Source organism: Alistipes muris (assembly GCF_943193205.1).
Classification (GTDB): domain Bacteria; phylum Bacteroidota; class Bacteroidia; order Bacteroidales; family Rikenellaceae; genus Alistipes; species Alistipes muris.
Window position 1 is genome coordinate 74644 of sequence record NZ_CALPDD010000004.1, and the last position, 14457, is coordinate 89100.

11 protein-coding genes are annotated in these 14457 nt (G+C 61.2%); 8 read left to right on the forward strand and 3 right to left on the reverse strand.

From position 1 onward, the window contains the following. Nucleotides 1–3 precede the first annotated feature (3 nt). The 8 genes from NFR47_RS03520 (at nucleotide 4) to gdhA (ending at nucleotide 10537) form a co-directional block, all read left to right on the forward strand. Nucleotides 4–1077, forward strand: coding sequence for a mannose-1-phosphate guanylyltransferase (locus tag NFR47_RS03520; RefSeq protein WP_251214200.1), 1074 nt, complete (start codon nucleotides 4–6; stop codon nucleotides 1075–1077). Between the two features lie 3 nt (nucleotides 1078–1080). After that, a complete protein-coding gene (locus NFR47_RS03525) occupies nucleotides 1081–2325 on the forward strand; it encodes a UDP-N-acetylmuramoyl-tripeptide--D-alanyl-D-alanine ligase (protein ID WP_251214201.1) in 1245 nt (414 codons plus the stop codon). 125 nt (nucleotides 2326–2450) lie between these two features. Next, nucleotides 2451–2777 (forward strand): nucleoside triphosphate pyrophosphohydrolase family protein, encoded by a 327-nt coding sequence (locus NFR47_RS03530; protein WP_251214202.1) that lies wholly within the window; start codon nucleotides 2451–2453, stop codon nucleotides 2775–2777. Between the two features lie 172 nt (nucleotides 2778–2949). Continuing rightward, entirely contained in the window at nucleotides 2950–4950 is a 2001-nt protein-coding gene (locus NFR47_RS03535) for an OPT family oligopeptide transporter (RefSeq protein ID WP_251214203.1), read from the forward strand. Nucleotides 4951–5035: 85 nt separating this feature from the next. Beyond that, entirely contained in the window at nucleotides 5036–6253 is a 1218-nt protein-coding gene (pepT, locus tag NFR47_RS03540) for a peptidase T (RefSeq protein WP_251214204.1), read from the forward strand. Between the two features lie 162 nt (nucleotides 6254–6415). After that, nucleotides 6416–8344: an NAD(+) synthase gene (locus tag NFR47_RS03545; protein WP_251214205.1), complete on the forward strand. Its 1929-nt coding sequence runs from the start codon at nucleotides 6416–6418 to the stop codon at nucleotides 8342–8344. Nucleotides 8345–8357: 13 nt separating this feature from the next. After that, nucleotides 8358–8963 (forward strand): DUF4923 family protein, encoded by a 606-nt coding sequence (locus NFR47_RS03550; RefSeq protein WP_251214206.1) that lies wholly within the window; start codon nucleotides 8358–8360, stop codon nucleotides 8961–8963. Nucleotides 8964–9181: 218 nt separating this feature from the next. Further along, nucleotides 9182–10537 carry an NADP-specific glutamate dehydrogenase gene (gdhA, locus tag NFR47_RS03555; protein ID WP_251214207.1) on the forward strand — a complete coding sequence of 452 codons (1356 nt, stop codon included), beginning with the start codon at nucleotides 9182–9184 and terminating at the stop codon, nucleotides 10535–10537. Nucleotides 10538–10564: 27 nt separating this feature from the next. Here the strand turns inward: gdhA and NFR47_RS03560 are convergent, their stop codons facing one another. The 3 genes from NFR47_RS03560 to asnS form a co-directional block, all read right to left on the reverse strand. Then, a complete protein-coding gene (locus tag NFR47_RS03560; protein WP_251214208.1) occupies nucleotides 10565–11176 on the reverse strand; it encodes a PEX28-32 family peroxisomal membrane protein in 612 nt (203 codons plus the stop codon). 244 nt (nucleotides 11177–11420) lie between these two features. Beyond that, nucleotides 11421–12842 (reverse strand): RNA polymerase factor sigma-54, encoded by a 1422-nt coding sequence (gene rpoN / locus NFR47_RS03565; protein ID WP_251214209.1) that lies wholly within the window; start codon nucleotides 12840–12842, stop codon nucleotides 11421–11423. 137 nt (nucleotides 12843–12979) lie between these two features. After that, entirely contained in the window at nucleotides 12980–14368 is a 1389-nt protein-coding gene (gene asnS / locus NFR47_RS03570; RefSeq protein ID WP_251214210.1) for an asparagine--tRNA ligase, read from the reverse strand. Nucleotides 14369–14457: the final 89 nt, after the last annotated feature.

Sequence of the window (14457 nt, forward strand, 5' to 3'; positions counted from 1 at the left end):
ATTATGGCAAGCAACAGATACTGCGTCATCATGGCGGGCGGCATCGGCTCGCGCTTCTGGCCCAAGAGCCGGCAGTCGATGCCCAAACAGTTCCTCGACATCCTGGGGACCGGGAAGTCGTTCATCCGCCACACCTACGAACGTTTCGAGAAAATCGTCCCGCCGGAAAACTTCCTGGTGGTGACCAACCGCAAATACAAGGACCTGGTGCTGCAACACCTGCCCGAACTCACCGAACGGCAGGTGCTGTGCGAACCCGTAGGCCGCAACACGGCCCCGTGCATCGCCTATGCGGCCTACACGCTGCTGGGGCAGAACCCCGACGCCGAGATGATCGTCACCCCGTCGGACCACCTGATACTCAACGAAGACGACTTCCGGGCCATCATCGGCGAATGTCTCGAATTCGCAGACAGGCACGACGCGCTGATGACCGTGGGCATCAAACCCACGCGACCCGACACGGGCTACGGCTACATCCAGGTGTCGGACGCGCAGCCCGTGAGCAAAGTGAAGTGCTTCACCGAGAAACCCGACCTCGAATTGGCGCAGACGTTCCTGCAATGCGGCGAATTCTTCTGGAACTCGGGCATCTTCGTCTGGAAAGTGAAGAACATCGTTGCAGCGTTCGAGAAATACCTGCCCGAACACCACGCGCTGTTCAGCGGACTGATGCGCGCGCTCGGCACCGATGCCGAACGGAACATCGTGGAGATGGTGTTCTCGGAGTGCCGCGCCATCTCGATAGACTACGGCATCATGGAAAAGGCCGACAATGTCTATGTCCGCTGCGGCGAATTCGGCTGGAGCGACGTGGGAACCTGGGGCTCGGTCTACCAACATTCGCGCAAGGACCGCTACGCCAATGCCGCGCCCGACGAAGGCTGCTACCTCTACGACACGCGCTCGTCGATCATCTCGCTGCCCAAGGACAAAATCGCCGTCATCAGCGGACTCAAGGAATACATCGTGGTCGACACCGACGACGTGCTGATGATCTGCCCCCGCGCCGAGGAACAGAACATCAAGAAGTTCATCGACGAAGTGAAGTACAAGAACGGCGAAAAACACATCTGAGCCTTGGCACTCTACGACCTTTTCTGCCGCCACCCCCGGATTGCGACCGACACCCGGCGAATCGAACCCGGCTCGCTCTTCTTCGCCCTGCGGGGCGCCACGTTCGACGGCAACAAATTCGCCGCCGAAGCGCTGGCCAAGGGAGCGGCCTATGCGGTGGTGGACGACCCCGCGGCCGCGGCCGACGAACGCATCGTGCTGGTCGACAACGTACTCGAAGCCTTGCAGGAACTCGCGCGCGAACACCGGCGGGCCCTGGGCATCCCGATTCTTGCCGTGGCGGGCAGCAACGGCAAGACCACGACCAAGGAACTGGTGAGCCGCGTGCTGGCCGAGGGATTCGAGGTCTGCGCCACACAGGGCAATCTGAACAACCACATCGGCGTACCGCTCACGCTGCTCTCCATGACGCGCGAAGTGCAGTTCGGCGTGGTCGAAATGGGTGCCAGCGCCTGCGGCGAAATCGCGCGGCTGGCCGCCATCGCCGAACCCAACTACGGCATACTGACCAACATAGGCCGCTCGCACCTGGAGGGCTTCGGCGGCCCCGAGGGCATCCGGCGCGGCAAAGGCGAACTCTACGACTTTCTGGCGGCTCACGGCGGGCGCGTCTTCGTGCGCGAAGAAGACCCGGTGCTGACGGAGATGGTCGCCGAACGCAGCGGACTGGCCTGCGAACCCTACTCGGAACGGCTGGCCGACGGCATCGAGAGCCGGCTGGCGGGCGACTACAACCGCTACAACATAGCGGCGGCCGTGGCCATAGGCCGCTACTTCGACATCGACGAGGAGCGGATGCGCCACGCCATTGCGAGCTACACCCCCGACAACAACCGCTCGCAGCGGCTCGAAACCGCGCGCAACACACTGGTGGTCGACTGCTACAACGCCAATCCGTCGAGCATGCGGGCTGCCGTCGGCGACTTCCTGGCCGAAGCGCCCGGTCCGCGCACGCGCCGCATCCTGATATTGGGCGACATGCTCGAACTGGGCGAGTGGTCGGCCGAAGAACATGCCGCGGTACTGCGGCAGGCGATGCAGGACCCCGCGGCCGAACTCTATCTGGTCGGCCCCCGCTTTGCCGAAGCCTATGCGGCGTCCGCAATGGCGGAGACCGGACGCGCCACCCTCTATCCCTCGCGGACCGAGCTGGCCGAAGCCCTGCGCTCGCACCCCGTCGCCGACGCGCTGGTGCTGCTGAAAGGCTCGCACGGAATCGGGCTGGAAAAGGTGGTGGAACTGCTCTGACACGGCCGCAGGCCCCGACGAACCCACGACGAACCGCCCTCCGGTCCGTCGTATTTTTTGCAGGAGCGGCGGGCAGTTCCGAAATTATTGCGTATTTTTGTTCCGAGAATCCAAAAAACAACCCTATGACACTCAACGAATACCAACGGCACGCACTCGAAACGGCCATCTATCCGGCCGAAAGCCGCATCGTCTACCCGACGCTCGGACTGACGGGCGAAGCGGGCGAAGTGGCCGACAAGGTCAAGAAAGTCATCCGCGACGGCCACCGCGAATTCACGCCGGAGAAGAAAGCCGAAATCATGAAGGAAATCGGCGACGTGCTGTGGTACTGCGCGACCCTCTCGCACGACCTGGGCTACGAACTGGAAGAAGTGGCGCAGACCAATGTCGACAAACTCCGCTCGCGCATGGAACGCAACCGCATCGCGGGCAGCGGCGACAACCGATAGACGATTTCATAATTAAGAATGAAAAATTAAAATCGGGAGGGGGCATGCAGGTTTTCCCGTCTCGACACAGGCGGCATTCCCACACGGCTCTTTATCGAACATCCGGTTCGCCTAAAATACGATGAACAATTTTTAATTCTTAATTTTTCATTTCTAATTTCGAGAGACAATCATGGAAGAAAACAACCCTACTTCGCTGCCGGAGAACGCCTACCGCGAACTCAAGCCCGGCGAAGAATATACGCCCCTGATGCCGGCGGCCTCGGCCCCGCGCGAAGTGACGCCCTACTCGGTGACGATGGGCGTAATCATGGCCGTGGTCTTCTCGGCCGCGGCGGCATTCCTCGGCCTGAAAGTCGGGCAGGTCTTCGAGGCGGCGATACCCATCGCCATCATTGCCGTAGGCATGGGCAACGTGCTGGGCAAGAAGAACATGCTCGGGCAGAATGTCATCATCCAATCCATCGGCGCGTCGTCGGGCGTCATCGTCGCAGGAGCGATCTTCACCCTTCCGGCGCTCTACATCCTCGGGCTCGACGCCGCATTCTGGCAGGTCTTCCTCTCGTCGCTTTTCGGCGGACTGCTGGGCATCGTGCTGCTGATTCCGTTCCGCAAGTACTTCGTCAAGGAGATGCACGGCAAATACCCCTTCCCCGAAGCGACGGCCACCACCGAAGTGCTCGTCTCGGGCGAAAAGGGCGGCTCGCAGGCCAAACTGCTGGCCGCGGCCGGACTGATCGGCGGTCTTTACGACTTCGTGGTGGGCACGTTCGGGCTTTGGACCGAATCGGTGTCGACGCGCATCTGCTCGTGGGGCGCCATGGCCGCCGAGAAGTTCAAGGTGGTCTTCAGCGTGAACACCTCGGCCGCCGTGCTGGGCTTAGGCTACATCATCGGACTGAAATACGCCCTCATCATCACGGCCGGGTCGGCCCTGGTGTGGTTCATCATCGTTCCGGTGGTGGGCTCGCTGGCCGAAGCGCTCGACCCCGCCGTCATGGCGTCGCTTCTGGGCGTCACGCGCGACGACCTGCTGGCCGACCCGCAGCGCCTGCTCTCGGCCGAAAACCTCTTTCAGTTCATCGGCAAACCGCTGGGCATCGGCGGCATCGCGATGGCGGGCATCATCGGCATCTTCAAGCAGTCGCGCATCATCCGGCAGGCCGTAGGGCTCGCCGTGACGGAACTCAAGGGCAGCAAAATCCAACCCGTAGCCGTGGGCCGCACCGACCGCGACCTGCCGATGAAACGGATTCTGACGATTCTGGTCGCCACGCTGCTGTCGGTCTTCGTCTTCTTCCATGTAGGACTGCTCGACGGCTGGGTGCAGTCGCTGACCGCCATCGCCGTGGTCTTCGTCATCTCGTTCCTCTTTACCACCGTGGCAGCCAACGCAATCGCCATCGTGGGCACCAACCCCGTCTCGGGTATGACGCTGATGACGCTGATTCTCTCGTCGCTGATTCTGGTGAGCGTCGGACTGAGCGGCACCACCGGCATGACCGCGGCCCTTATCATCGGCGGAGTGGTCTGCACGGCCCTTTCGATGGCCGGGGGCTTCATCACCGACCTGAAAATCGGCTACTGGCTCGGCACCACGCCCCGCAAGCAGGAGAGCTGGAAATTTCTCGGCACGCTCGTTGCCGCGGCGACCGTGGCAGGCGTGATGATCGTGCTCAACAAATCCTACGGATTCGTGGGCGAGGGAGCGCTCGTAGCTCCGCAGGCCAACGCCATGGCGGCCGTCATCCAACCGCTGATGACGGGCGGGCAGACTCCGTGGATGCTCTACTTCTGCGGCGCCATGCTGGCGCTGATACTCACGACGATCGGCGTACCGGCGCTGGCCTTCGCGCTGGGCATGTTCATCCCCATGGAACTGAACGCCCCGCTGGTAACGGGCGGTCTGATAGCCTGGTACGTCTCGACGCGCACGCAAGACGAGACGCTCAACAAAGCCCGCTTCGACCGCGGCACGCTCATCGCCTCGGGCTTCATAGCCGGCGGAGCGCTGATGGGTGTGGTGAGCGCCGTGCTGAAGTTCGCAGGCGTCGACTGGTTCCTCGCGGAGTGGGCTTCGTCGAACGCCGCCGAATGGGTCGGGCTGGCCATGTACCTGCTGCTGATAGGCTACTTCGCCTGGCACACGCTGAAATTAAAAATGAAAAATTAAGAATGAAAAATGAACAGCCGCTGACGAAACAAATCCGCAGCCTGCCCACCTTTCGCTTATAACCTTTCACTTTTCACCTTAATAAATGGATCTGAAAGAACGTTTTCTGAAATACGTCTCCTACGACACCCAGTCGTCGGAGGAGAGCACGACCTACCCGTCGACCGACAAGCAGAAAGTGCTGCTCTCGGAACTGCGCGACGAAATGCAGGCGCTCGGCATGACCGAGGTGACGATGGACCGCTACGGCTATGTCATGGGCACGGTTCCGGCGACACCGGGGTGCGAGAACGCCCCTGTCGTCGGCTTCATAGCCCACGTGGACACCTCGCCCGACATGAGCGGCAAGGACGTCAAACCCCGCATCGTCGAAGACTACGACGGCAGCGACATCGTGCTGAACGGCCATCTGACCATGCGTGTGGCCGATTTCCCGGAACTCGCCTTTTTCAAGGGCCACACCCTCATCCACACCGACGGCACGACCCTCTTAGGCGCCGACGACAAAGCGGGTGTCGCCGAAATCATGACCGCGGCCGAATACCTGCTGGCCCACCCGGAAGTGAAGCACGGCAAAATCCGCATCGGCTTCACCCCCGACGAGGAAGTGGGGCGCGGCGTCGACTTCTTCGACGTGGCGGCTTTCGGCGCCGACTTCGCCTACACGGTCGACGGCGGCATGGAGGGCGAACTCGAATACGAGAACTTCAACGCCGCGAGCGCCCGCATCGACATCCAGGGCCGCAACGTCCACCCGGGCTACGCCAAGGGCAAGATGATAAACGCCATCGAAGTGGCCTGCGACCTGCAACGGATGCTGCCCGAAGCCGAAAAACCCGAACACACCGAGGGCTACGAAGGATTCTATCACTGCGTAGGCCTCAACGGCACGGTCGAAAAGGCGACGCTGAGCTACATCATCCGCGACCACGACGCCGACCGCTTCGAGCAGAAGAAGGTCTTTATGTGGGCGGCGGTCGACTTGCTGAAGAAGAAATACGGCGACGAAGTGCTGACCCTCACCCTCAAAGACCAGTATTTCAACATGCGCAAGATGGTCGAACCCCATCCGCAGGTCATCGGCAAGGCGCTCGAAGCCATGCGGATGGCCGACGTGAAACCCTTGGTGCGGCCCATTCGCGGCGGCACGGACGGCGCACGCCTTTCGTTCATGGGACTGCCCTGCCCCAACCTTTTCACGGGCGGCATGAACTTCCACGGCAAATTCGAGTACTGCTCGCTCACCACCATGCGCAAGGCCCAACAGGTAATCCTCAACCTCGCGCAGCTATGGAGCGAATAATTCTTGAATTAAAAATTAAGAATGAAAAATGATTTGCAGAACTTCCGGCCTTGTCCCGAAGCCGGCTCGCATTTCATCAAGGCTCACTCTTGCACCCGACCCGCGCAAACGAACGAGACGTTGATTTTTAATTCTTAATTTTTCATTTTCAATTACGACAGGATGGATAATTTCGGTTTTCTGAAAGTCGCGGCGGCCGTTCCGCAGGTGCGGGTCGCCGACTGCGAATACAACTCGGCGCGCATCGTCGCGCTGGCCGAGGAAGCCGCCCGGCGGGGCGTCGAAATCGTCGCGTTCCCCGAACTCGCCGTAACAGGCTACACCTGCGGCGACCTGCTGCTGCAATCGGTCCTGCTCGATGCGGCCGACGCCGCGCTGGAAGAGATCGTGCGGGCGACGCGCAAACTGCCGCTGACGCTACTTGTCGGCGCGCCCCTGCGCCACGGCTCCACCCTCTACAACTGCGCCGTCGTCTTCACGCAGGGACGCGTGCTCGGTGTCGTGCCCAAGACCCACATCCCCGACTACGCAGAGTTCTACGAAAACCGCTGGTTCGCGTCGGGCGCCGGAATCGCGGAGGAGGAACGCATCGCCGTCGCCGGACAGCAGACCGACTTCGGCCCGGGCCTGACGTTCGAGGTCAACGGCACGGAATTCGGCGTCGAAATCTGCGAAGACCTCTGGACGGCCATTCCCCCCTCGTCGCAGCTGGCGCTCAACGGCGCCAAGGTGCTCTTCAACCTCTCGGCCTCGCCCGAGGGGGTGGGCAAGCACGCCTATCTGCGCCAGTTGGTGGCCCAGCAGTCGGCCCGCACCCTCTCGGCCTACGTCTACTGCTCGGCCGGGCAGGGCGAATCGTCGAGCGACCTGGTTTTCGCCGGCAACGGATTCATCGCCGAAAACGGCGTCGTCCTGCGCGAAGCCGAACGCTTCGCGGCCGAAGAACAGCTCGTCGTGGCCGACGTGGACATCGAACGGCTCGAATTCGAGCGGCGGCGCAACACCTCGTTCCGCAACAACGAAACGACGTCGGAAAACACCGTCATCGAGATGGAAATCCCCGAGGGGCTGCGCGCCGCGGCGCTCGACCGCGACATCGACCCGCTGCCGTTCGTACCCAAGGACGAGGGGCACCGCAGCGAACGCTGCGAAGAAATCTTCCGCATCCAGGCCCACGGCCTGGCCCAGCGGCTCCGCCACACGGGCTGCAAGCGCGCCGTAGTGGGGATTTCGGGCGGGCTCGACTCGACGCTGGCCCTGCTGGTCACCGTCCGCGCGTTCGACCTCCTCAAGCTGGAACGCACAGGCATCGTCGGCATCACGATGCCCGGATTCGGCACCACCGACCGCACCTACCGCAACGCGCTGGAACTGATGGGCCGCTTAGGAATCACCGTCCGCGAAATACCCATCCGCGAAGCCTGCATCCAACACATGAAAGACATCGGGCTCGACCCCGACGACCGTTCGGCGGCCTACGAAAACGCGCAGGCCCGCGAACGGACGCAGATACTGATGGACGTGGCCAACATGGAGGGCGGGCTGGTCGTCGGAACGGGCGACCTGAGCGAACTGGCCTTGGGGTGGGCCACCTACAACGGCGACCAGATGTCGATGTACGGCGTCAACGCCTCGGTGCCCAAGACGCTGGTCCGCCACCTGGTCCGGTGGGCCGCCGAAACCGAGACGGACGAGACGGCGCGCGCGACGCTGCTGGACATTGTGGACACCCCCGTAAGCCCCGAACTGCTGCCCGCCGACAAGGAAGGGCGCATCGCCCAGAAGACCGAAGACCTCGTGGGTCCCTACGAACTGCACGACTTTTTCCTCTACCACTTCCTGCGCTCGGGCTACGGACCCGCCAAAATTCTGTTCCTGGCCGAAACGGCGTTCAGCGGCAGCTACGACCGGACGACGATCCACAAATGGCTCGGCGTCTTCTTCCGCCGCTTCTTCGCCCAGCAGTTCAAGCGCTCGGCCATGCCCGACGGACCCAAGGTCGGGTCGGTGGCCTTGTCGCCGCGCGGCGACTGGCGGATGCCCTCGGACGCTTCGGCGGCCGCATGGCTGAACGAACTGGAAAACCTGTAAAACCCCGCACGAAATGAAGAAACTGCTACTGCTGGCCATACTGTGGCTGTCGGCAGGAACCGCCACGGCGCAAAACTGGTCGGACATACTGACCAAAATCGGCACGGCACTTGCCGACAAGGCCACCGACGGCCAACTGACCCGCTACGCCATTGTCGGCCAATGGTGCTACACCGCGCCGGGCGTCCGCTTCGAGAGCGAAGACCTCGGCGGCGAAATCGGCGGCGCGGCGCTCGAATCGACCGCAGCGGCCAAACTCGAATCGGCCTACAAACTGGTCGGCATCCGGCCCGGAGCGTGCGAATTCACCTTCGAGCGCGAAGGCGAGTTCACGGCGACGCTCGGGACGCACAAACTGAGCGGCACCTACGAATTCGAGCCTGCCACCCACGCCCTGACGCTCCGCTTCGCCAAAGGCAAGTACAACCTCGGGACCCTCCCGGGCCACGCTTTCGTCAGCGGCACGGAGCTGCAAATCGTCTTCCCCGTCAACGGGCTGGTCCGGCTTTTCACGGCGCTCGGCAGCAAGATTTCGTCGCTGGCGACCGTGGCAGAACTGCTGGGCAAATACGAAAACGTCTATGTCGGATTCCGGTTCGCGCGGCAGGCGGGCCAATAAAACGGCAAAAAGTCGATAACTTTTTGATAAATGTCGGATTCTTCAAGAATCCGGCATTTTCTGTTATCATCTCTAACCGGGCGGAACCCGGCACGCAAGAAACGATAAGAAAAACAGCCCCGGAAACGGGACGGCGGGCGGGCGCCGTTATTAAAGAATTTGCAAAACCCGCCCGTTCCTCCTATTTTTGAATCCGGACAAACAAAAAACACCCCTCTATGGAGACCTCCCCCGAACGTTACGTCGAAACATTCATGGCGCAGCTCATCGCCCGCAACCCCAACGAACCCGAATTCCACCAGGCCGTGCGCGAAGTGGCCGAATCGCTGGCACCCCACATCGCCGCCAGCCCCGTCCTGCAGCGGATGAAGATTCTGGAACGCATCGCCGAACCCGAACGCGTGGTGATTTTCCGGGTGCCGTGGCTCAACGACCGCGGCGAAATCGAAGTCAACCGCGGCTACCGCGTCCAGATGAACAGCGCCATCGGTCCCTACAAGGGCGGCATCCGCTTCCATGCCTCGGTCAACCTCTCGATACTGAAGTTCCTGGCTTTCGAGCAGACTTTCAAGAACAGCCTGACGACCCTGCCCATGGGCGGCGGCAAGGGCGGTTCGGACTTCAACCCCAAGGGCAGGTCGGACAACGAAGTGATGAAGTTCTGCCAATCGTTCATGACCGAATTACAGCGCCACATCGGGCAGGACACCGACGTTCCGGCGGGCGACATCGGCGTGGGCGGCCGCGAAATCGGCTACCTGTTCGGTCAGTACAAGCGGCTGCGCAATGAATTCACCGGCACGCTCACGGGCAAGGGCCGCGACTGGGGCGGCAGCCCGCTGCGGCCGGAAGCGACGGGCTACGGCGTCTGCTACTTCGCCGAGGAGATGCTGGCCGCACGCGGAGACAAACTGGCGGGCAAGACCGTCTGCATTTCGGGCTCGGGCAACGTGGCGCAGTATGCCTGCGAAAAGGCCACGCAGCTGGGCGCCAAGGTGGTGACCCTCTCCGATTCGTCGGGATTCGTCCACGACCCCGAGGGAATCGACGCGGCGAAGCTGGAATATGTCATGGAGCTGAAAAACGTATTCCGCGGCCGCATCAAGGAATACGCCGACCGCTACCCGCAGGCGACCTACCATCCCGGCGAACGGCCGTGGAGCGTGGCGTGCGACGTGGCGATGCCCTGCGCAACGCAGAACGAGCTGGACGGCGACAACGCGCAGGCGCTGGTGGGACACGGCTGCATGTGCGTGGTGGAGGGGGCCAACATGCCCTCGACGCCCGAAGCCATCCGCATCTTCCAACAGCACAAACTGCTCTATGCGCCGGGCAAGGCCGCGAACGCGGGCGGCGTAGCCACCTCGGGGCTGGAAATGTGCCAGAACTCGATGCGGCTGACGTGGACGCCCGAGGAAGTGGACACCAAACTCCACGGAATCATGCGCAACATCCATGCGGTATGCGTGCAATACGGCACGCAGCCCGACGGCTATGTGAACTACGTGGTCGGGGCCAACATCGGCGGCTTCATGAAAGTCGCCAACGCCATGCTTGCCCAAGGGTGCGTATAGCGCCCGCAGGCGGATGGCTGCAGAAAATCAAAGGAACAGCAGCGCCAACGCAGCGACGCAGAATCCGCCGCAGAACCCGGCGAAGATCTGCGCAGCGTTGTGGCAACCCAGGTAGAGCCGGGCGGAAGCCAATGCCCCGGCGCAGAAGACGGTGACGGCGAACGGCACGAGCGAACGCCCGGGGTCGGCGACGCTCATGATGACAAGCAAAGCCACGGCGGCCCCCATGGCTGTGAGGTGCAGGCTGATTTTCCAATAGAACGACACCACGAGGCACATCCCCTCGCAACAAGCCGCGGCCAACATGAACTTGCGCAGGAAAACCGCCGACGGAATCCGGGCGAGCGTCACGGCGCAAAGCACATAACAGAGCGTGCCGATGAGCAGGGGCCACCACCGCTCGCGCCGCTCGTCGATGCGCCAGTCCGAAACGCGCCCCAACGCCCGCAACAACCCCAGCGAGAGCACGGGGATGACCATGGCATAGAGGACGATGACCCACGCGAAATAGAACTTCATACCCGTGGGATAATAAACGAACGCGGTGCATGTCAGCAGGTAGACCACCGCGTAGAGCGGCAGCAGAAAGGGATGCAGCGCCCAAGAAAGGGCATGGGAAATTCGGGCAAGAGGTTTCATTCGGGTAAAGGGAAAGTAAATGTTGCGACTGCTTGCGGGTTATGCGGAGCAAGGAGGAGGGGAACAGCGAAACGCAGTTAATTTGCCATAAGATTCTTCGCTGCGCTCAGAATGACAGAGAGGGGAAATTCGCTCAGAATGACAGAGAGGGGAAATTTGCTCAGAATGACAGAAAGCTGCCGATTTGCCCGGCGCGGCAAAAGACGGGGACATTTCACCTTTCACTTTTAACTTTTCACCTAAGTTAAATCTGTTTGCGCAGCCGTGCGACGGGGATGTTGAGCATCTCGCGGTACTTGGCCACCGTGCGGCGGGCGATGCGGTAACCCTTGGAATTGAGGATGTCCATGAGCGTCTCGTCGGTCAGCGGACGGCGCTTGTCCTCGTCGTCGATGCACTGCTGGAGGATGTTCTTGATTTCGTAGCTCGACACCTCCTCGCCGCTCTCGGTCTGCATGGCTTCGGAGAAAAGCGACTTCAGCAGGATGATGCCGAACTGCGTCTGCACATACTTGCTGTTGACCACGCGCGAAATCGTCGAGACGTCGAGCCCCGTGCGGTCGGCGATGTCCTTGAGAATCATGGGCCGCAGTCTGGACTGGTCGCCGTCCTTGAAATACTCCTGCTGGTAGTCGAGAATCGTCTGCATGGTCCGCATCAGCGTGTCGTGCCGCTGCTTGATGGCAGAAATGAACCACTTGGCCGAATCGATCTTGCTCTTGACGAACTGAATCGCCTCCTTGTCCTTCTCCTTGACCGTACCGTCGGACGCGACCATGTCGCGGATCATGTCGACATAACGGCGGTTGACCCGCACCTCGGGCACGTTGTAGGAATTGAGCGAAAGGTGGAACCGCCCGTCCTGGTAATCGAGGATGAAATCGGGGATGATGTAGGGCGTGGTGTCGGTGCCCCCCTCGGCGTAGAGATTGCCGGGCTTGGGCGACAGCCGCTTGATTTCGCCGATGGCCTCGCGGAAATCCTCCTCCGAAATCTGAAGCCGTGCGATGAGCTTCTCGTAATGCTTCTTGACGAACTCCTCGAAATAGGAGGTCAGAATCTTGCGGGCGAGCCGCCGCGGCCGGGAATTGACCGCTTTCTGGTTCATCTGCAGCAACAGACACTCGCGCAGGTTGCGTGCACCGACCCCGGCAGGCTCCAACTCGTGGATAATGCCCAACAGCCGTTCGAGCTCTTCGGCCGTGGTTTCGAGCCCGACCGAAAAGGCGATGTCGTCGGCTATCGAATCGAGGTCGCGGCGCAGATAACCGTCCTCGTCGATGCTGCCTATCAGATAGACCGACAGCCGCATGTCGCGCTCGGTGAGGTTGCGGAAACTGAGCTGCTCGACCAAATACTCCTGCAGCGAACGGCCCCCGGTCAGAAAGACGGGACGCTGCTTGTCGTCCTTGGAGTAATTGTTGATGCGGCTTTTGTAAGCGGGCGTATCGTCCTCGCGCAGGTACTCCTCGACCGAAATCTGCTGCGGCTCGGCATCCTCCTCGGAGGACCGCTCCTCCTCTTCGAGCACGATGTTGTCCTCGATCTCCTGCTTGATGCGCTGCTCGAGCTGTACGGTAGGCAGCTCCAACAGCTTGATCATCTGAATCTGCTGCGGAGAGAGTTTCTGCTGGAGCGAAATGATCTGTCGCTGATTGATGGCCATACTGCTGCCGAAAAAAAATTAAAAATGAAAAATTAAAAATCACCTCGTGCACCCGGTATCGGGGAAGCAGCGCACATCGGCATCCGACCGTCGGCCGGCACTCCGATTTCCGAATTTTTAATTTTCAGTTCCTAATCTTAGAAGTCGGCGTGCTGCGGCGTGCGCGGGAAAGGCTGCACGTCGCGGATGTTGGTCAGGCCCGTCACGAAAATCAACAGCCGGTCGAAGCCCAGACCGAATCCCGAGTGCGGAGCCGAACCCCAACGGCGCGTATCCAGGTACCACCAGAGTTCCCGCTCGCTCATCCCGAGTTCCCGAACCCTTGCACAGAGTTTGCCATAATCGGCCTCGCGCTCCGAACCGCCGATAATCTCGCCTATTCCGGGGAAAAGGACGTCCATACCGCGCACGGTTTTGCCGTCGTCGTTCTGTTTCATGTAGAACGCCTTGATTTCCTTGGGATAGTTGATGAGGATGACCGGACGCTTGAAATGCTCCTCGACCAGGTAGCGTTCGTGCTCCGACTGGAGGTCGCAGCCCCACTCGCACGGGAACTCGAACTTGCGGCCCGAAGCCTTGAGGATTTCGATGCCCTCGGTGTAGTCCAGGCGCTTGAATTCGTTGTCCACCACGAACTTCAACCGCTCGATGAGCCCCGGATCCCACATCTTGTTCATGAATTCGAGGTCCTCGCGGCAGTTGTCGAGCGCGTAGCGAATCAGATACTTCAGAAAGTCCTCGGCCAGCTCCATGTTGTCCTCCAGCTCGAAGAACGCCGCCTCGGGTTCTATCATCCAGAATTCCGAAGCGTGGCGCGGCGTGTTGGAGTTCTCGGCGCGGAACGTGGGGCCGAACGTGTAGATGCGGCCCAGCGCCAGCGCGCCCAGCTCGCCCTCCAGCTGACCCGAGACGGTCAGGTTGCAGGCGCGGCCGAAGAAATCCTGCGAGAAGTCGATCTTGCCCTCCTCGGTCTTGGGCGGATTCTCCATATCGAGCGTCGTGACCTGGAACATGGCACCCGCGCCTTCGCAGTCCGAAGCGGTGATGATGGGGGTATGGAAATAGTAGAAACCCTGCTTGTTGAAATATTCGTGAATGGCATAGGCCATCGCGTGGCGGATGCGCAGCACGGCCCCGAACGTGTTGGTCCGGGGACGCAGATAGGCTATGTCGCGCAGGAATTCGAGCGAATGGCCCTTCTTCTGCAAGGGATAGGTCTCGGGGTCGGCCGTACCGTAGACCTCGATGCGCCGGGCCTGCACCTCGACCCCCTGTCCCGAACCGGGCGAGGCGACCAACCGCCCGTCGACCCGGATGCAGGCGCCGGTCGTCACGGGCTTGAGCGTCTCCTCGGCGATTTCCGCCAGGTCGACCACCACCTGGATATTACCCACGCACGAGCCGTCGTTCAAGGCGATGAACGCCACATTCTTGTTGCCGCGTTTGGTGCGCACCCAGCCTTTCACAACAATGTCGGTGTCCACGACGCCCGACTTCAGAATCTCTGCTATTCTCTGCGTTTTCATGACGATGATGTTATGCTTGTTTCCGAATTCACAAAGATAGTCGTTATTTGCGATTCGGCAAAAAAAACCTACCTTTGTCGTGCTTTATA